This window comes from Asanoa hainanensis, assembly GCF_900188485.1.
Lineage (GTDB): Bacteria > Actinomycetota > Actinomycetes > Mycobacteriales > Micromonosporaceae > Asanoa > Asanoa hainanensis.
The window spans coordinates 448,492-466,906 of the sequence record NZ_FZPH01000006.1 but is presented as its reverse complement, the minus strand read 5'-3'; the positions used below and the strand labels follow the sequence as shown (position 1 = coordinate 466,906).

The following is an 18,415-nucleotide window of genomic DNA, read 5'->3' as shown; positions in this document are numbered from 1 at the left end:
AACGCCCTGGAAACCCAGATCGCCGACACCCTCGCACAGCATCCGGACCGGGACATCTTCACCAGCCTGCCCCGCGCCGGGACCGTCCGCGCCGCCCGGCTCCTAGCCGAGATCGGAGACGCCCGCGGCCGGTTCCCCACCCCGGCATCCCTGGCCGGCCTGGCCGGCGTCACCCCATCGACCCGCCAATCAGGACAGGTCCGCGTGGTCACGTTCCGCTGGGCGGTCGACAAACAACTCCGCGGCGCGGTCTGCGACTTCGCCGCCGACTCCCGCCACACCAACCCCTGGGCCGCGCACCTCTACAACCACGCCCGCGCCCGCGCCCGCGGCCACCGCCACCCCCACGCCGTCAGAATCCTCGCCCGCGCCTGGCTCGCCGTGATCTGGAAATGCTGGACCACCAACACCCCCTACGACCCGAACCGACACCGCGCCCTCCAAACCCTCCTCCACCAAGATCAACAACCCGAGGGTTGACACAGGACACTCCCGCCGGGGATCGCTTCGCTTGCCAGGTCCGCGGCACACAACCCGAAAGGCCACGGGCGCGCGGCGCGCACCCGCAAGTGGTGGCCCGGAGGCGATGGTTGACCGGCGCGACCGCTACCGACGGCGGGTGTGTCGGCCGGGTCGGGAGCGCGCGCCTCGTGCGTGGCGTTTGGCCTGTGGGCCGCGGTTGAGCGGCACGGCCACTGCCGACGGTGGGTGCGTTGGCCGGCTGCGAAGCGTGTGCCTCCTGCGTTGCGATTGGCCCGCAGACTGCGGTTGAGCGGCGCGGCCACTGCCGACGGCGGGTGTGTCGGTCGGGTGGGGAGGGCGCGCCTCGCGCACGGCGATTGGCCCTGTAGGCCGGGGTAAAACGGTGCGGGCATTTCGGATGGCGAGTGCGTCGGTCGGTTGCAGAGGGCGCGCCTCGTGCGCGGGGATTGGCCCTCAGGCCAAGGGTGAGCGCGCTGCGGTGGTTACCGACGGGGGTGCGTCGGCGGGTTGCGGAGCGTGTGCCTCGCGCACGGCGATCGGCCCGTAGGCCGGGGTAAGCGGTGCGGGCATTGCCGACGGCGGGTTGCGGAGGGCGCGCCTTGTGCACCGCGATTGGCCGAGGCCGCGCGGCCCAGTCCGGACCGACGACGAGTCGGCGGAGCGCCGCGAGGGTGCGGCGATCGACCGGGTCTCAGGTCGGGAGGTCCGACCGCTCTACAGCGCGCCAGCCGCCAATGCCGCTCGCAGTTCGCGGACGTCGATCGAGCCGGTTGGGACGTCCTGGTCGATCGGGTAGTACATCCGCTGCACCGCGGCCACCACCGCCTCGACCACCTGGTCGCGGAAGCGCGGGTCGACCAGCTTCGCCCGGTCGAGCGGCGACGTCAGATAACCGACCTCGACCCGTACGGCGGGCATCTTGGTCAGCCGCAGCAGCTCCCACGTCTTGGCGTGCGTCTGGCAGTTGCGCAACCCCGTCCGCACGACGATCTCGCGCTGCACCAGACCGGCCAGCCGCTCACCTACGGTGGAAGCGGCGCCGTGGTCGGTGCCGTAGTGGTACGTCGCCACCCCGTCGGCCTCCGGGTTGACGTGGCCGTCGATGTGCAGCGAGATGAACAGGTCACCACCGAGCTCGTTGGCCAGCTGCGCCCGCTCGAGGTCCGTCAGCTCCCCCGCCGGCGCCGGCCCGCGAGTCAGGTGCACCCGCATCCCGGCCGCGGCGAGTCGGCCTTCCAGCCGCGCCGCCATGTCGTACGCCAGCTCCGCCTCGGTCCACCGCAGCTCGCCCTCCGGGACGACCACGCCCGGGTCGGGGCCGCCGTGGCCCGGGTCGACGATCACCGTCTTGCCGACCAGGTTGGGGCCGGAGTGCCGGAACGCGTCCGACTCGCGCAGCCACTGCGGGCGCCCGCCGGTCACCTTGCGGCCGAGCCGGCGCAGCGCGTGCATGGTCTGCGGGCCGCAGGCGCCGTCGGGTGCGAGCCCGACCTCACGCTGGAACTGGGCCACGGCGTGGGCGGTGCGGGCGCCGTACACGGAGTCGGCGCGGCCGACGTCGTACCCCATCTCCAGGAGTCGTTCCTGCAGGGTTCGCACGTCTTCGCCGATCAGCGGCTCCGGGATGGCCTGGTAGAGGGTGCGCGAGCCGAGCCGCCAGCGGGCCGCGACCAGGGCCCGCCAGGTCTCCGCGCCCACCGCGCCGTCGACGCTGAGGCCGCGGCTCTGCTGGAAGGCCCGCACCGCCTGCTCGGTGGCGTCGTCGAAGTCGCTGGACTCGAACTCCGAGCCCGAGGAGGCGGCGTGTGCGCCCGGGATCAACCCGAGGCCGACGAGGATGCCACGGATCTCGGTAACCGCGGGACCACGGTCTCCACGTCGGACAACACGCACGGACTACCTCCTCCGGGTGACACGAGCCGCGCTTCCGGAGCCTATCGTGGCCGCCTGGCCAGGGCCGGAAGGATCGTGAGACGAAGAACGCCCCCGCACCCAGGCGGATGCGGGGGCGTGTTGCGCGTGGGTCAGAACGCGGCCTCGATGAGCTTGACCAGGTCACCCTTGGGTCGGGCGCCGGCTACCGACTGCACGGGCTCGCCGCCCTTGAACACAGTGAGTGTCGGCACCGACATCACCCGGTAGGCGCGCGCCGTCTCCGGGTTCTCGTCGATGTTGAGCTTGACGATCCGCACCTTGTCGCCCATCTCAGCGGCGATCTCTTCGAGCAGCGGCTCCACCTTGCGGCACGGCGCGCACCACTCGGCCCAGAAGTCGACGAGCACGGGCGTTTCCGCCTGCAGGACATCGTTGACGAAGTTGGCGTCCGTCACCGACTTGGTCGCTCCCACTTGTAAACCCTCCTCCGGGCCAACGAATGCTGAATCGAGTATGTAGTTTCCGGGAACGCCCGGCGGCATGTCGTGTCCGGACTCACGCCCGGCCGAAGATCAGACCTCGAGCGCGGCGATGAACCGCTCGGCGTCGAGCGCCGCCGATGTGCCGGTGCCGGCGGCGGTGATCGCCTGCCGGTACGTGTGGTCGACCAGGTCGCCGGCCGCGAACACGCCCGGAAGGCTGGTGTGCGTGGTCGGCGCGGACACCTTGACGTAGCCGTTCTCGTCCATGTCGACCTGGCCGCGGAACAGCTCGCTGCGCGGGTCGTGGCCGATCGCCACGAACACGCCGGCCACCGGGAGCTCCTTGGCCTCGCCGTTGTGCACGTTGTGCAACTTCACGCCCGTGACCTTGCCGTCTTCGCCGAGCACCTCGGTCACGATCGAGTTCCACTCGACCTTGATCTTCGGGTTGGTCAGCGCCCGCTGGGCCATGATCTTGCTCGCCCGGAACGAGTCGCGGCGGTGGACGATCGTCACGCTGGAGGCGAAGCGGGTGAGGAAGCTGGCCTCCTCCATCGCGGAGTCGCCGCCGCCGACGACCACGATGTCCATGCCGCGGAAGAAGAAGCCGTCACAGGTGGCACACGACGAGACGCCGTGGCCGAGGTATTCCTGCTCGCCGGGCACGTTGAGCGGGCGCCAGGCCGAACCGGTGGACAGGATGACCGCCTTGGCCCGGTAGACCGTCTCGCCCACGTAGACCGCCTGGGTCACGCCGGACCCGAGCTGCCCGCTGTCGACCAGCTCCACCCGGGTCACGTCGTCGGTCAGGAACTCGGCGCCGAACCGCTCCGCCTGCTTGCGCATGGCGTCCATCAGCTCGGGGCCCAGGATGCCGTCCGGGAAACCGGGGAAGTTCTCCACCTCGGTGGTGGTCATCAGTGCGCCACCCGATTGCACACCCTCGATCACCAGGGGGTTCAGGTTGGCGCGGGCGGCGTACACCGCGGCGGTGTAACCGGCCGGACCAGAGCCGATGATGATCAAGTTGCGGACGTCGTCCACTGCCGTCTCCCGAAGTTATGGCGTTGCTCGCACCAGGAAGAACGTCATGGTACGAGCCAAGGATTCCCGTGGGTGGACAACCTCACGCCGCGCGTCCGGTCTGTCCGGGGCTGTTACCGGTCACCCTACTCGGGTGCGGAACAGCTCGTCTGTGCCGCCCGGGCCGCAATCGGGGCCGACCGCCCAGCCCCACCGGACCCCCGCGGAGTCGGTGAAGAACACGATCACGGCAGGGCGGCCCTGGTACGAGGAGAAGTCGGCGGCCGACACCGTGATCGGCCCTTGACCGTGTGCCTGCGCGATCGCGTCGACGCACACGGCCAGCGCCGCCGCGCCGTTGAGCCGGAACAGCTCGGGCTCGACCGCCTTGGCGCTGGCGCCTTCCGGCTGGTCGCCCTCGGCCGACATCACACCCGGGCTCTGCAACGCCTTCACCGACGCCCGTGCCGAGCCGGCGGCCAACCCACGGGCGACGGCGTCACCCGTGTAGTCCTGGCCGGTGGCGAAGCGCGGGATCGCCAGGGTGGCGGCGTCCCCGCCGGCCGCGTTCGGCGCCTGAGCAGCGGTGTCGGCGGCTCCGCCGGCCGACTGGGTGGCGGTCGTGCCGGAGCCGACGGACTGGCTGATCCAGAACCCCGCGAAGGCCGCCACAGCCACCGCGACCAGCGCCGGCGCGGCCCAAGCCAGCCAACGTGGCCGGTGGCGCAAGGGCCGACCAGCCGGCCGTGCGCCGCCCCGCCGCCCGCGAGACTCTGCCCGCCGCCCGCGCGGGCCGGCCGGCACGTGATCCGCGGCCGCCGTATGGTCCGAGGCCGCAGCGCGGTCCGAGGCTGCCGCATGGTCCGAGGCCGCCGCGCGGTCCGACTCCGCCGCGGCCGGGGCCGGCAGCGCGGCCAGGAGCCGGGTCAGCACCTCTTCGGGCATGGGCTCGGCCGTCTGCTCCGCGAAGGTGGCCAGGTCGTCGGCCGTCGCCGAGAGCGCCGCCACCAGCAGGTCGTGCTCCCGGGCCCAGCCCGGGTCGGTGGCCACCAGCGCGGCCACCCGCTCGTGCTCGGGAGTGCCGTCGAGCGCGCCGCCGACGTAGTCGGCCAGCAGATCGAAGTCGACCTCGCTCATGACACCCCCTCCCCGCTGACGTCAGGCACCGGACTGCCCGACACTGATCGGACGTCACCGCCGGTCGACCGGTTCCGTGCGGTGGTGGACGGCATGCCGGCACCACCGCCGCCTGGTCGCAGGTGCCCCAGGAGCATCGCCAACCGGGCCCGGCCCCGGGAGCACCGGCTCTTCACCGTGCCCTCGGCGACCCCGAGCAACACGGCCGCCTCGGCGACCGGGTAACCCTGCACGTCGACCAGCAGCAGCGCGGCCCGCTGGTCCTCGGGCAGCCGGGCCAGCGCCTGCCGGACGACGAGCGCGGTGTCATGATCCGTGACCGGCGCCGCGGGCTCGACGCCGCCGGGCCGGTCGGGATCGCCGTGGCCGTCGGGCAGCGGGACGGTCGGGTGTGCCTGCCGCCGGCGGATCCGGTCGAGGCAGGAGTTGACCACGATCCGGTGCAGCCAGGTGGTGACCGCCGCGTCGCCCCGGAACCGCGGTGCCGCCCGATGTGCCGAGAGCAGCGCGTCCTGGAGCGCGTCGGCCGCGTCCTCCCGCTCGCCCAGGGTGCGCAGGGCGACCGCCCAGAGCCGGTCGCGGTGCCGGCGGACCAGCTCCGCGAAGGCATCCGGGTCGCCCGCGACGTGGGCGCGCAGCAGCGCCTCGTCGTCTCGTGCGTCGAGGGGATCGGGGTCGGCGGGGTCGCGCCGGCCGGGGGTCACGGCTGCACCTTATCGTCGCGGCGCTATCCCCGCGTGGCCCAGCTCAGCCCCGTGCTTGGACCGTGATCTCCTGGATCTCGAGCCGCATCCGACCGTCCGAGGTGGTCGGCAGCTTCGTGAACCAGATCAGCAGGTATTGGTGCTTCACGTCCGGCGGGAAACCCTGGAACGTCAGCGTCGTGGCCTCGTGGTTCTCGAACGGCTCGCCGATGCGCGTCTTGTAGTCGGCGACGACCTTCTTGTCGCCCGCCCGGGTGCTGCCGGCGTCGCCCTGGCCGGCGAACAGCGCGGCCGACGCACCGGTCGCCGACAGGTTGACCTGCACCGAGCTGACATCGGTCGGCTCGGCGAACTTGATCAGCACGCCCATGCCGGTCTTGTCGCCGAACGGCAGGTTCTTGTAGGTGTCGCTCTCCCACGCCGTGTCGCGCTTGCCGTCGACCATCAGCGCGGCGTCGCCGAGCTCCGTGCGGTCACCGTCGGGGTCGACGATGCGGACCTGGTCCTTCGAGAGCGCGACCGTCTTCGGCGCCGGCGGGTTGGTGGTCTCACCGGCAGGCTCGTTGGTCGCGGTCGCCGCCGAACCGGGCCCCGGTGTGGCACCGTCGTCGGTGTCGCCGCGGTCGGCCAGCACACGGATGCCGATCAACAGGCCCAGGGTGGCGACGACCAGCAGGCTCGCCACACCCAGCAGCAGCTTGCGCCGGGTGGCCGGCGGCTGCTCGGGCAGGCCTTCCTCGACGGCGGAGAAGCGCAGCGGACCGGCCTCGACGATGAACGGCTCGTCGGCGGCCACGTCGAGGCGGTCGAGCTCGGCGGCCAGCACGTCGGCCGACGGCAGCGCCAGCCGGTCGTCGAGCAGGTCCATGGTCAGGTCGTCGAGGTAGGCCGGAACGCCGGCGCGCACCATCCGCGGCGCGGCGATGGCTCCGGACCCGTCGCGCACGGCGTCGGGCAGCGAGGAGGGGCCGACCTCGGCGTGCGGCCAGTGGCCGGTCAACGCGAAGTAGAGGATGCCGCCGATCGCGCGGACGTCGGTGTCGGGGGTGTCGCCCTCGGTCGCGCGGGCGTCGGCGAGCACGACCCGGGCGTCGTCGCCGACCATCACCGTGCCGGGGTGGACGTTGCCGTGCACCATGCCGGTGGCGTGCACCGCGGCAACCGCGCTGGCCACCGAGTGGGCGATCGAGGTCGCGCGCTCGGCGTCGAGCGGGCCGTCGACCACGAGCTGCCGGAGCGCCTCGCCGTCGATCCACTCGCGCACCACGTACGCCCGGCCGCCCTCGTCGATCGCGTCGTAGACGCCGGCGAGGTTGGGGTGGATGACCCGGCTGGCGGTGACCGCGGCCTGGAGCATCTCCTGGGCGGAGTCGCCGCCGGGATAGCGCAGCACGACCGCGACGGGGCGGCGGAGCACCACATCGATGCCCTGCCAGACCTGGCGCCCAGCGGCGTCGTCGTTGATGTGCTCGGCCAGCTCGTAGCGGTCCGCGAGCACCTCGCCCACCCTCGGCGCACCGACGGTCAGCACGGGAGGTGTGGCCTCTTCGGCCTCCTGGCCCTCGCCGACCTGGGTCACCGGTCCTCCTTCGGTGCTGTTCTCGCTCGTCATGCTGACTCGCTCGCCGTCTCGCAGTCACCCGGGGGCAGCGCGCTGCGCCCCGTGTGAGGAACCGAAGGGCGGTGCCACTCTCAATAGCGTAGGGGCTCGGCGCATCTGTCGGGAGCGACCTTACCTGGGACCGGCCACACCTCCACAGGCCCTGCTCCCCCGTTCACAGCGGCGGATGCGAGCCCTTGAGCACTGAAAACGGCAGCAAATCAGCCTTTGCAGCGACAAGACGAGAACCCGAAAAAGGTACGAATTCGTGTTCGGCGCGTCGCGTGTCCCGCCGTGCGACCAGCGTTAACGGGCCAGCCCCAGCCGCCGCCGGACCATGCCGACGACACTGGTCACCTCCGTGATCCGCAGCGCCATGGCCAGGGCCAGGTAGCTCAGGCAGATCACCGAACCGCCGACCACGAGCCGGGCGATCGCGATCATCCGGTCCGCCGAGTCGCTGTTCGGCAGGAGCAGCAGCACCAGGTAGCCGACCAGGGCCGCGCCGGCCGCCGCCACCAGCACCTTGCCGAACGTCTTCATGATCCGGCCAGCACCGATGGGGCCGATCCGGCGGCGCAGCAGCATCGCGAACACGATCGCGGCGGCCACGTACGAGACCGCGTTGCCGAACATCAGGCCCGCCGCCACGGTCGAGGTGGAGAGCACCAGGAACAGGCCCACCTGCACGATCACCCGCAGCCCGACGACCGGGATGTTGACCAGGGCCGGCGTGCGGGTGTCCGGCAGCGCGTAGAAGGCGAACGTGAAGAGCTGGCTGATCGCGAACGGCACGAGCGCGAGCGCGCCGGTGGTCAGCACGACCCCCGTGGACGTCGCGTTGTCCTCGGTGAACGCGCCGTAGTGGAACAGCACCACCGAGATGGGGTACGAGAGCACGGCGTAACAGACCGCGATCGGCGCCAGGACCGCCGTCACTGTGCGTGTTCCACGTGAAACGTCGTCGGCGAAGTCGTGGAACCGTCCCTCGGCGGCCGCCGCGCTCATCCTCGGCAGCAGGGCGGTGATGATCGAGACGGCGATGATCCCGTGCGCGGTCATCACCAGCAGGAAGACGTTGTTGTAGATCAGCGGACCGGGGTCGCCCTTGGCGCTGGCCGCGTTGGCCAGCTTGAAGACGACGATCAGGCCGAGCTGGCTGACCGCGACGTAGCAGAACATCCAGCCGCCGAGCTGGGCCAGCTCGCGCAGGCCGAGCTCGCGCCACTGGCCGCGCCAGCGGTAGTGGAAGCCGACCTTGCGCAGCGCCGGTATGAGACCGGCGACCTGGACGATGATGCCGAGCAGGGTGCCGCCGCCGACCAGCAGGATCATCGTGGCGCTCATGTCGCCGGTCTTCAGGTCCTCGCGGGCGCCGTACAGCCCGATGAACAGCCCGAACGACGCGATCACGATGACGTTGTTGAGGATCGGCGTGAACATCGGGGCGGCGAAGTGGCCCCGGACGTTGAGGATCGCGCTCATCAGTGCCGACAGCCCGCTGAAGAAGATCATCGGGAGCATCAGCAGGGCCAGGATGTTGATCAGGTCGCGGGTGTCGCCGGGTGTGTCACCGTCGATGTAGAGCAGGGTGAGCAGCGGAGCGGCGAGCAGCGCGAGCACGGTCGCCACGAACAGCGCCAGGACCACGAGGCTCAGCAGCCGCTGGGTGTAGAGCTCGCCCCGGTCCCGGTCGGTGTCCCGGCGGCGGACCAGCACCGGGATCAGCACGCTGGTCAGCACGCCGCCCATCAGGAACTCGAACACCATGCCGGGCAGGATCTGCGCGGTCGTGTACGCGTCGCCGACCGCGGCACCCAGCGCGGCCGTGATGACCAGCGTGCGCAGGAAGCCCGTACCGCGGCTGACCAGGCTGCCCACCGCCATGACCGCGCTGTTGCCGGCGGCGCTGCCGCCGTCGGACGACGGCTCCTCGATCGCCGGTGGCCCGGCCGGCGGCGGTATGTCGACCGGATCGGCCCGGACAATGCCGTCGCCGTGCGCGGCGTGCGCGCTGCGGTAAAGGCCGCTGCTCACGGGACCTCCAGTCGAGGGTTACGACGTACGCCCGACCCTAACCTGGCGAACCCAGCCCCACGGCGTCGGCGACCCCGGACAGGCAGATAGGCTGGCGGTCCCATGTCCGGAACATCCTCCTCCCGCCGCCTGACCCAGGCTCAGGAGACCGCCGTGGCGGAGCTCATCCGCGTCTCGCCGGTCGCCGACGAGCTGGGTCGCCGGTTCGCCAAAGCCGGCCACGAGCTCCACCTGGTCGGCGGTTCGGTGCGCGACGCGCTGCTCGGCCGGCTCGGCAACGACCTCGACTTCGCGACCGACGCCCACCCGGACCAGACCCTCGCGGTGCTCAAGGGCTGGGCGGAGGCGACCTGGGAGACCGGCCGGGACTTCGGCACGATCGGCGCCCAGCGCGACGGGTTGCGCCTGGAGATCACCACGTTCCGGGCCGACGTGTACGACGGGGTCAGCCGCAACCCGACGGTCCAGTACGGCTCGAGCCTGGCCGAGGACCTCCGCCGGCGGGACTTCACCGTCAACGCGATGGCGGTCAGCCTCCCCGACCACGTCTTCACCGACGCGCACGGCGGCCTCGACGACCTGGCCGAAGAGGTGCTGCGCACGCCGGGCACGCCGGAGCAGTCCTTCGGCGACGACCCGCTGCGGATGCTGCGGGCCGCCCGGTTCGCCGCGCAGCTCCGGTTCGCGGTCGACCCCGGCGTGCGGGCGGCGATGGTCGCCATGGCCGCCGACCTCGACCGGATCACCGCGGAGCGAATCCGCGACGAGTTCGTCAAGCTGATGTGCGGTGCCGACCCGGTCTACGGCCTGCGGCTGCTGGTCGACACCGGGCTCGCCGACCGGTTCCTCCCGGAGATCTCCGGGCTCAAGCTGGAGATCGACGAGCACGCCCAGCACAAGGACGTGTACGAGCACACGCTGATCGTGGTCGCCAACGCCGTACGCCTGGAGGGGTCCGAGGGTCCCGACTTCGTGCTCCGGTTCGCTGCCCTGATGCACGACGTCGGCAAGCCGGCCACGAAGGCGGTCACCTCCGACGGCCGGGTCAGCTTCCACCACCACGAGGTGGTCGGCGCGCGGATGACCAAGCAGCGGATGAAGGCGATGCGCTTCCCCAAGGACGTCATCGCCGACGTGGTCGAGCTCGTGGCGTTGCACCTGCGCTTCTACGGCTACGGCCGCGGCGAGTGGACCGACTCCGCGGTGCGCCGCTACGTCACCGACGCCGGGCCGCTGCTGTCCCGCCTGCACAAGCTGACCCGCTCCGACGTGACCACCCGCAACCGGCGCAAGGCGGCGCAGCTCGCCGCCGACTACGACGCGCTGGAGGAGCGGATCGCCCGGATCGCGGCCGAGGAGGACCTGGCGCGGGTCCGTCCCGACCTGGACGGCAACGCGATCATGGAGCTGCTCGGCGTGCCACCCGGGCCGGTCGTCGGCCGGGCCTGGCGGCACCTCAAGGAGCTGCGGCTGGACCACGGCCCGCTCGACCGCGACGAGGCGGAGGCTGAGCTGCTGCGCTGGGCGCGGGCGGAAGGCATCGTCGCTCCCGAATGACACGGAGCGCTCGGATCGCTACGGTCTCGGGCATGCAGAGCGACCCCGGCGTCGCGCCGCGCTCCTATCGGGTGCCGATCGTGGTGCTCGCGGTGCTGCTGTTCCTGTTGGTCGGCGCGATCGTCGTGGTGCAGGCGTCGCGGGCCGGCGAACGTGCCGCGCTGCGCTGCCCGGTCGGTGAGTGGGACGTGGTCAGCTACCGCGAGGCCGTGCCGGTCGCCGCGCTGCCGGAGCCGGTGATCTTCACGGGCGGCGCGGGGACGATCCTGCGGCTGCGGGCCGACGGGACCGGTGAGACCGACTACGGCACCGGGGTCCGGTTCACGGCCTCGGCGCCCGACGGTCGCCCGATCCGGCTGGATGCCGCCGGTCCGGTGCGGTTCCGCTACGAGCTGCGGCCCGGTTCGATCGTCGTCACCCCGGCCGGCAACGACGCGACGAGCCAGTTGTACATAGACGGCGTGGCCTACGGGTCGCGGGTGAAGTTCCGGGACGAGCCGGCGGCGTCGTACCGGCTGACGTGCGCGGGCGACGCGCTCACCCAGGACGACGGCGTGCTGGTGGTCGGCTACCGCCGCCGCTGAATGTCGTACCCCCGAGGTTGAATGGGTGTCATGAGGTGGAGTGTCGTCGACTCACCCGTCGGCCAGCTGTCCCTGGCGGCCGACGACGCCGGCCTGTGCCGGCTCCGGTTCGGCGCGGTCGAGGGTGTCGAGCTCACGCCGCCCGCGGGCGTGCTGGCGGCCGCGGCCGAGCAGCTGGCCGGCTACTTCGCCGGTGAGCTCACCGACTTCGACCTACCGCTGTCGGTGCAGCGCGGCTCCGAGTTCGAGCGGGCCGTGTGGCAGCGGATGACCACCATCGCCTACGGCGAGACCGAGACCTACGGCGAGGTGGCGGCGGTGGTCGGCGATCCGGGCGCGGCCCGGGCGGTCGGCGTCGCCTGCAACCGCAACCCGATCGCCATCGTCGTGCCCTGCCACCGCATCGTCGGCGCCGGCGGCAAGCTGGTCGGCTTCGGTGGTGGGTTGCCCGCCAAGCGTTTCCTGCTGGAGCTCGAGGCCGGCGTCGCCTGGCAACGCGCCTGGGCCACCGCCTAGCACAAGATCAGTTAGTTCGGGGCGCAAGGATGGACCGATCGGTCAATGGCGATCCTTGTGCCGGCCCTGCATGATCCATCCGTCTTTTCAGCCTCCTGCAACAGATAGACGGGGGATCCACCCATGTCCAAAGAGACGTCTGACTCCTCGCTTGGCCGTCGCCGCCTGCTGCGCCGCGCCGGCACCGTGGCCGCCGGTGTGGTCGGCGCGGGCGCGGTGAGCGCCGCCGTCGCGGGTCCCGCCCAGGCCGCGGCCGGCGACCCGATCGTCGAGGGCATCAACACCGGCGCGGGCACCGACCCGATGGTCACGCTCGACAACCCGGATGGTCCGGCCCTCAACCTCGCCCCGTCGGGCGCGATCGCGGAAGACGCGCCGGTCGGTTCGCTCCGCGTCGACGAGTTCGGCAACATCTGGACCCTGGCCGTGCCGGGCCTGCCGGAGATGGTGCACACCTCGTTCACCGCGACCCAGCTCGTGCCGATCGTCCCGCAGCGGGTGCTCAACACCAAGACCGCCGAGGGTCGCGCCAACGTGGTCAACCCCTCGGGCAACTTCGACTCGGCGGGGCGGCTGCTCTCCGGGAAGACGATCCACCTCTACGTCGGCGACCTCGCGTTCAACGCGGTCGCCATGCACGGCAACGTGACGGTGACCGGAGCCCTCGGCGACGGCTACCTGACCATCTGGCCCGGCGGCGCCAGCCGCCCGGTGACCTCGGTCATCAACTACGCGGCGAGCACCAAGCTCACGGCGATCGCCAACCACGTGGTGTCCGGCGTCGGCCAGGTCGGCGACACGCCCGACGTGATCTCCATCTTCAACAGCGGCAACGCCGCGCACGTGCTGCTCGACGTCAGCGCGTTCACGATTATCTGGGGCTTCGGCTTCGTCAACGACGGCAGCGGCGCGGCCTCCGCCCGGGTGAGCAAGGCGGCTGCGGCCAAGCCGATGTCCGGCTTCGCGAAGCGCGTGGGTCAGAAGCCCAAGTGGGCCAAGTAAGACGCTGAAAAAGGGCGGGACCCCCTCGGGGGTCCCGCCCTTTTCGCGTGCGACGTGGGTCAGCGCTCGATGTCGCCCTTGATGAAGGACTCCACGGCGTTGTGTGCGTCGTGGTCGGCGTACTGCACCGGCGGCGACTTCATGAAGTAGCTCGACGCCGACAGGATCGGTCCGCCGATGCCACGGTCGAGGGCGATCTTCGCCGCACGGAGCGCGTCGATGATCACGCCGGCCGAGTTGGGCGAGTCCCAGACCTCGAGCTTGAGCTCGGCGTTCAGCGGGGTGTCGCCGAACGAGCGGCCCTCCAGCCGGATGTAGGCCCACTTGCGGTCGTCCAGCCACGGCACGTGGTCGGACGGGCCGATGTGCACGTCGCTCTTGGCCATCTCGTGCGGCACCTGGGACGTGACCGACTGGGTCTTCGAGATCTTCTTCGAGACCAGGCGGGTGCGCTCCAGCATGTTCATGAAGTCCATGTTGCCGCCGAAGTTGAGCTGGTACGTGCGCAGCAGCTCGACACCGCGGTCCTCGAACAGCTTGGCCAGCGCGCGGTGCACGATGGTGGCACCGACCTGGCTCTTGATGTCGTCGCCGACGATCGGCAGGCCGGCGTCGGTGAACTTCTGCGCCCACACCGGGTCGGACGCGATGAACACCGGCAGGGCGTTGACGAACGCGCAACCGGCGTCGATCGCGGCCTGCGCGTAGTACTTGTCTGCCTGCTCGGAACCGACCGGCAGGTACGCGATCACGACGTCGACGCGGGCATCACGCAGCGCCTGGGCCACGTCGACCGGCGCCTGGTCCGACTCCTCGATGATCTCGCGGTAGTACTGGCCGAGACCGTCGAACGTGGGGCCACGCTGGACGAGCACGCCGGTCGGCGGCACGTCACAGAGCTTGATCGTGTTGTTCTCGCTGGCGACGATCGCCTCCGCGAGGTCCATGCCGACCTTCTTGGCGTCCACGTCGAACGCCGCGACGAACTCCACGTCGGAGACGTGGTAGTCGCCGAAGGTGACGTGCATGAGACCCGGGACGCGGTCGTTCGGGTCGGCATTGCGGTAGTACTCCACACCCTGGACCAGGGACGAGGCGCAGTTACCCACACCGACGATGGCGACGCGGATGGAGCCCATCGCGTTTGCCTCCTTCTTATTACGGCCGCTCGTCCTGGACGTGCGGGCTGGTTTCTGCTGTCCCGGAGCCCGCGGAACGGGGCTCGGGAGCGCGGCCGGAGCGCTCGTTGACGATGAGCTCCTCCAGCCAGCGCACCTCGCGCTCACAGGCGTCCAAACCATGACGCTGCAGCTCGAGGGTGTACGCGTCGAGGCGCTCGCCCGCGCGGGCGAGCACGTCACGCATGCTTTCGCGGCGCTCTTCGACCTTGCGGCGGCGGCCTTCGAGGATCCGGAGGCGGGTCGCCTGGTCGGTGCGTGCGAAGAACGCGAAGTGGATGCCGAAGCCGGCATCGTCGTAGGTCTCCGGCCCGGCCTGGGCGATGAGGTCGGCGAACCGCTCCTTGCCCTCTGCGGTGATCTTGTAGACCACCCGGCCACGCTTGCTGGTCAGCACCGGGACCTCGGGAGTGGTCGGCGGGGTCTCGCCGGCCTCGGTGATGTAGCCGGCGGACTGCAGCCGGCGCAAAGTGGGGTAGAGCGAGCCGTAGCTGATCGCGGCGCGGATCGACCCGAGCTTCGCGGCGAGCTCCTTGCGCAGCTCGTACCCGTGCATCGGCGACTCGTGGAGGAGGCCGAGGATCGCGAACTCGAGCAACACCGACCTCCCTCGTGGCCTTCGATGTATCGCGCCGATACATCGTCTCGGCCAACGGTAAGACACGATCAGGGCTCACGCAAACCCCTCACCGCGCCCGGGGAACTACGCTCCGTAAGCGTTGTCGCTCTCCTGGCCTCGACCGCGTACCCTCTTCCGCATGCGCACGCAGCGCCAGGTCGTCGACTACTCGCTCCAGAAGCGAGCGGTCCTGCGTGACGTCTATTCCGGCCGGGTGGGGACCTATGAGGTCTGCGACGCCTCGCCCTACCTGAAAAGCGCCGCTCGCTTCCACGGTGAGCCGACCGAGCAGCGCTGCCCGATTTGTCGGCGGGAAAACCTGACGCACGTCCACTACATTTACGGCGATGAACTCAAGCAGTCCGCGGGACAAGCGCGCACCTTGGCCGAGTTGCCGGTGCTCGCGATGACTCTCCGTGAGTTCCAGGTCTACGTGGTGGAGGTTTGCCAGGGCTGCTCCTGGAACCATCTGGTCGAGCAGTTCCTCCTTGGTCGCGACGGTCTGGTCGTGGCCGACCCCGAGGCAACCGGGCGAAGGAGAGAGGCTCAACGGTGACCACCGTTCGCTCATCGCATGCGCCGTCTTCGGCCGATGGGCGAATCGTTAACCGGATAAGTCCGGTTTTTTCAGATATGTCTGTGGCGGGCCGACTCAACCGGGCTACCGCACGACGTGGTCCAACTCACGGCAACCCGGTGGCAGCGCAGACGCGCGTCACCGCGACCGGCAGGGTGTGACGAATGAACTCGTACGACGAATCCAGTTCCGCGCGCGGCCACGCCCGCCCCACGGGCCCCAGTGGTAACAGCGGACCAGGGTCCGGCGACGATCGCCACTGGCAGAGTGGCGACGGCCTGGGCGGGTGGCCCGGCAACGGCGACCAGGTGTCTGGCGCGCGCGGCTCCGCCTCGGGCGGTCGGGCGTCGGTGCCCCGGGCCTCGGCGTCGGTGCCTTCCTCCCCCGCCGGCGGTTCGGCCTCGGTGCCGTCGTCGGCCGGTCGCGCGACGGTCGGTCGCGCTTCCGCCGCCGTACCGTCGAGCCCCGCTTCCGGTTCTTCCGGTCGTGCCTCGGTCGGCAGTGCCTCCGTCGGCAGCGCTTCGGTCGGCAGCGCTTCGGTCGGCAGTGCGTCCGTCGGGAGCGCGTCGGTCGGCAGTGCGTCGGTCGGCAGCGCCGGCCGGGCGCGGGTCGGCCGCGCGTCGGTCGGTGGTCCGGGCGGCCCGGGCGAGAGCGGTCCGGGTGGGCCCAACGGACCGGGCGGGCCGGGTGGCCGCAGCCGCTCCGGTGGCAGCCGGCCGAAGCGCACCCGCAAGAAGAAGATCATCAACTGGGCCATAGCCGGGTTCGCGGTGATGGTCATCCTGGCCGGCGCCGGTCTGGTGGGCGGCACCTACTACACGACCAACGTCGCGTTGCCCGACAAGATCGACCTGCCGCTCGCGAGCACGATCTACGCGTCCGACGGCAAGACCCAGATCGCGAAGCTCGGCGAATACAACCGCACGTTCGTCTCGATCAAGCAGATCCCGGAATACGTGCAGCACGCCGTGGCCGCGGCCGAGGACCGCAAGTTCTACGAGCACGACGGCGTCGACTACGTCGGCATCGCCCGCGCCGCGTGGAACAACTTCACCGGCGGCGAGCGCCAGGGCGCCTCGACGATCACGCAGCAGTACGCGCGGAACGCGATCAAAGGCCTCGACGACGCGACCTACGGCCGCAAGGTGAAAGAAGCGGTCATGGCGTCGAAGCTCAACGACGAGTTCGACAAGAACCAGATCATGGAGATGTACCTCAACACGATCTACTTCGGTCGGGGTGCGTACGGCATCGAGGCGGCGGCGCAGACCTACTTCGGCAAGTCGGTCAGCAAGCTCACGGTCGGCGAAGGCGCGGTGCTCGCCGGTGTGATCAAGCAGCCGGTGCCGTCGCCGACCGCCAAGGGCTTCGACCCGGGCTACAACCCCGACGAGGCCAAGTCGCGTTGGGGCTACGTGCTCGACGGCATGATCGACAAGGGCTGGCTCAACGCCGCCGAGAAGCCGACGGAGTTCCCGAAGACCAAGCCGTTGCCTTCGGACAAGGCGTGCTTCACCGACTGCGGCGTCAACACCCCGCTCGGCAACGTCATCAACTACGTGCGCGACGAGATGATCGCGATGGACATCCCCGGCTGCGACGCGGAGAACTGCGCGCGGTTGATCAAGGATGGCGGCTTCAAGATCCAGACGACCATCAACATCAACATGCAGCGCGAGATGGAATCGGCGATCCAGCGCAAGAAGAAGGGCTCCGAGCTCGAGGGCCAGCCGAAGAACCTGATGGCGGCGGGCGTCTCGATCGACCCGAAGTCCGGTCGGGTCCTCGCCTACTACGGCGGTGACAACGGCACGGGTCACGACTACGCCGGCAAGAACGTCGAAGAAGGCCAGCTGACCGGCGGTCACACGGCGGGTTCGTCCTTCAAGATCTATACCTTGGCGGCGGCGCTCGAAGCGGGCATCTCGCTCGACTCCCGGTGGGACTCGAGCGACTACAAGGCGCCTGGCATCAAGAACCCGATCGTCAACGCGGGTCGGCAACCGGCATGTGGCAAGAGCTGCACACTGCGCGAGTCGACCGTTCAGTCGTACAACGTGCCCTTCTACCACATCGCTGAATACGTGGGCGCCGACAAGGTCGTAGAGATGGCCCGCCGCGCCGGCGTGACCACCATCTGGAGCAACTCGCCGGTCAAGGCGTACGACCTCAACAGCAAGAAGACCAAGATCACCAAGAACTCGCCGTTCTACTACGTGATCGGGTACGGCGCGTACCCGATCACCGTGCTCGACCACGCGAACGGCCTCGCGACGCTGGCCAACCGCGGCGTCTACAACAAGGCGCACTTCGTCATCTCGGTCCAGAAGAAGAACGAGGTCGGTGCGTGGGAGACCGTCGGCGGTGAGCAGCGCAAGCCGCGCCAGATGATCCGGACCGAGGTCGCCGACGACGTCAACGACGTGCTGCAGGAGATCTCCGGCGGACTCAACGGCGGTCGGCCGGCGACCGGCAAGACCGGCACCTGGGAGCTCAACGAGGACAGCTCCGACAACGCGCACGCCTGGATGCTCGGTGCGACGCCGCAGATCGCGACCGCGATCTGGGTGGGCAACGTCGGCGGCGAGAAGGCGATCAAGGACAAGAACGGCAACAAGATCCAAGGCGCCACGCTGCCGAAGGACATCTGGAAGCGGTTCATGAACGACGCCTCCAAGGGCATGGACATCGAACGCTTCAAGCCGGGCACGCACATCGGTGACCCGGACATCGGCAACGGCCAGAAGCAGCAGGAACAGCCCACCTGCTTCCCGGGCCAGGCCGGCTGCTTCCCCGGCGGCAACGCGGGTGGCAACGGTGGCAACGGCGACGGCAACGGTGGCAACGGCAACGGCAACGGCGGGCCCGGTCGCAACAACGACCGGCCGGCCGATCAGAACCCGTTCACGGTGATCCCACCGCCAGGCGGTTAGTGGTTCTCCTTGCCGAGCGGTCGGGCCTCACGGTCCGGCCGCTCGGTGCTCTGCCAGGCACCCGATCCGACAAAATCGGCGCTCCGGATGGGGCACACCGGGTGGGAT

17 protein-coding genes are annotated in these 18,415 nt (G+C 70.4%); 7 read left to right on the top strand and 10 right to left on the bottom strand.

Annotated elements, in window-relative coordinates:
* Positions 1-480: transposase (locus CHC05_RS18370; protein ID WP_144022646.1), on the top strand; the 480-nt coding region annotated here is incomplete at its 5' end.
* Positions 481-1,197: 717 nt separating this feature from the next.
* Here the strand turns inward: CHC05_RS18370 and CHC05_RS18365 are convergent.
* From CHC05_RS18365 to murJ, 7 genes are all read right to left on the bottom strand, one after another.
* A complete protein-coding gene (locus CHC05_RS18365) occupies positions 1,198-2,376 on the bottom strand; it encodes an N-acetylmuramoyl-L-alanine amidase (protein WP_089250325.1) in 1,179 nt (392 codons plus the stop codon).
* A gap of 131 nt (positions 2,377-2,507) precedes the next feature.
* Complete coding sequence (trxA, locus tag CHC05_RS18360; protein WP_089250323.1) at positions 2,508-2,831, bottom strand: thioredoxin; 324 nt, start codon at positions 2,829-2,831, stop codon at positions 2,508-2,510.
* A gap of 99 nt (positions 2,832-2,930) precedes the next feature.
* On the bottom strand, positions 2,931-3,884 hold the full coding sequence (trxB, locus tag CHC05_RS18355; RefSeq protein WP_089250321.1) for a thioredoxin-disulfide reductase: 954 nt from the start codon (positions 3,882-3,884) through the stop codon (positions 2,931-2,933).
* Positions 3,885-4,004: 120 nt separating this feature from the next.
* On the bottom strand, positions 4,005-5,000 hold the full coding sequence (locus tag CHC05_RS18350) for a hypothetical protein (protein WP_089250319.1): 996 nt from the start codon (positions 4,998-5,000) through the stop codon (positions 4,005-4,007).
* Positions 4,997-5,704 (bottom strand): RNA polymerase sigma factor SigM, encoded by a 708-nt coding sequence (gene sigM / locus CHC05_RS18345; RefSeq protein WP_089250317.1) that lies wholly within the window; start codon positions 5,702-5,704, stop codon positions 4,997-4,999. The genes CHC05_RS18350 and sigM overlap by 4 nt, the downstream gene beginning before the upstream one ends.
* A 43-nt stretch (positions 5,705-5,747) precedes the next feature.
* Positions 5,748-7,316, bottom strand: coding sequence for a protein kinase family protein (locus CHC05_RS18340; RefSeq protein ID WP_089250315.1), 1,569 nt, complete (start codon positions 7,314-7,316; stop codon positions 5,748-5,750).
* Between the two features lie 294 nt (positions 7,317-7,610).
* On the bottom strand, positions 7,611-9,341 hold the full coding sequence (murJ, locus tag CHC05_RS18335) for a murein biosynthesis integral membrane protein MurJ (RefSeq protein WP_089250313.1): 1,731 nt from the start codon (positions 9,339-9,341) through the stop codon (positions 7,611-7,613).
* A gap of 102 nt (positions 9,342-9,443) precedes the next feature.
* Between murJ and CHC05_RS18330 the strand changes: the two genes are divergently transcribed.
* The 4 genes from CHC05_RS18330 to CHC05_RS18315 all read left to right on the top strand — a co-directional run bounded on the left by CHC05_RS18330 (position 9,444) and on the right by CHC05_RS18315 (position 13,000).
* The gene (locus tag CHC05_RS18330) at positions 9,444-10,898 is read left to right on the top strand and encodes a CCA tRNA nucleotidyltransferase (RefSeq protein WP_089250311.1); all 1,455 of its coding nucleotides are present in this window, start codon (positions 9,444-9,446) and stop codon (positions 10,896-10,898) included.
* Between the two features lie 32 nt (positions 10,899-10,930).
* Positions 10,931-11,482 carry a hypothetical protein gene (locus CHC05_RS18325; protein WP_089250309.1) on the top strand — a complete coding sequence of 184 codons (552 nt, stop codon included), beginning with the start codon at positions 10,931-10,933 and terminating at the stop codon, positions 11,480-11,482.
* Positions 11,483-11,512: 30 nt separating this feature from the next.
* The gene (locus tag CHC05_RS18320) at positions 11,513-11,998 is read left to right on the top strand and encodes a methylated-DNA--[protein]-cysteine S-methyltransferase (RefSeq protein ID WP_089250432.1); all 486 of its coding nucleotides are present in this window, start codon (positions 11,513-11,515) and stop codon (positions 11,996-11,998) included.
* 123 nt (positions 11,999-12,121) lie between these two features.
* On the top strand, positions 12,122-13,000 hold the full coding sequence (locus tag CHC05_RS18315; protein ID WP_089250307.1) for a hypothetical protein: 879 nt from the start codon (positions 12,122-12,124) through the stop codon (positions 12,998-13,000).
* Between the two features lie 59 nt (positions 13,001-13,059).
* Here CHC05_RS18315 and CHC05_RS18310 read toward each other — a convergent pair whose 3' ends face one another.
* The gene (locus tag CHC05_RS18310) at positions 13,060-14,139 is read right to left on the bottom strand and encodes an inositol-3-phosphate synthase (protein ID WP_089250305.1); all 1,080 of its coding nucleotides are present in this window, start codon (positions 14,137-14,139) and stop codon (positions 13,060-13,062) included.
* Between the two features lie 19 nt (positions 14,140-14,158).
* The gene (locus tag CHC05_RS18305; protein WP_089250429.1) at positions 14,159-14,776 is read right to left on the bottom strand and encodes a PadR family transcriptional regulator; all 618 of its coding nucleotides are present in this window, start codon (positions 14,774-14,776) and stop codon (positions 14,159-14,161) included.
* A 160-nt stretch (positions 14,777-14,936) separates the two neighbouring features.
* Here CHC05_RS18305 and CHC05_RS18300 point away from each other — a divergent pair, with 160 nt between their 5' ends.
* Positions 14,937-15,353, top strand: a complete 417-nt coding sequence (locus CHC05_RS18300) for a DUF5318 domain-containing protein (RefSeq protein ID WP_089250303.1) — start codon at positions 14,937-14,939, stop codon at positions 15,351-15,353.
* A gap of 127 nt (positions 15,354-15,480) precedes the next feature.
* Here CHC05_RS18300 and CHC05_RS42510 read toward each other — a convergent pair whose 3' ends face one another.
* A complete protein-coding gene (locus CHC05_RS42510; RefSeq protein ID WP_245870985.1) occupies positions 15,481-16,119 on the bottom strand; it encodes a hypothetical protein in 639 nt (212 codons plus the stop codon).
* 28 nt (positions 16,120-16,147) lie between these two features.
* Between CHC05_RS42510 and CHC05_RS18295 the strand changes: the two genes are divergently transcribed.
* Positions 16,148-18,307 carry a transglycosylase domain-containing protein gene (locus tag CHC05_RS18295; RefSeq protein ID WP_245871004.1) on the top strand — a complete coding sequence of 720 codons (2,160 nt, stop codon included), beginning with the start codon at positions 16,148-16,150 and terminating at the stop codon, positions 18,305-18,307.
* Positions 18,308-18,415: the final 108 nt, after the last annotated feature.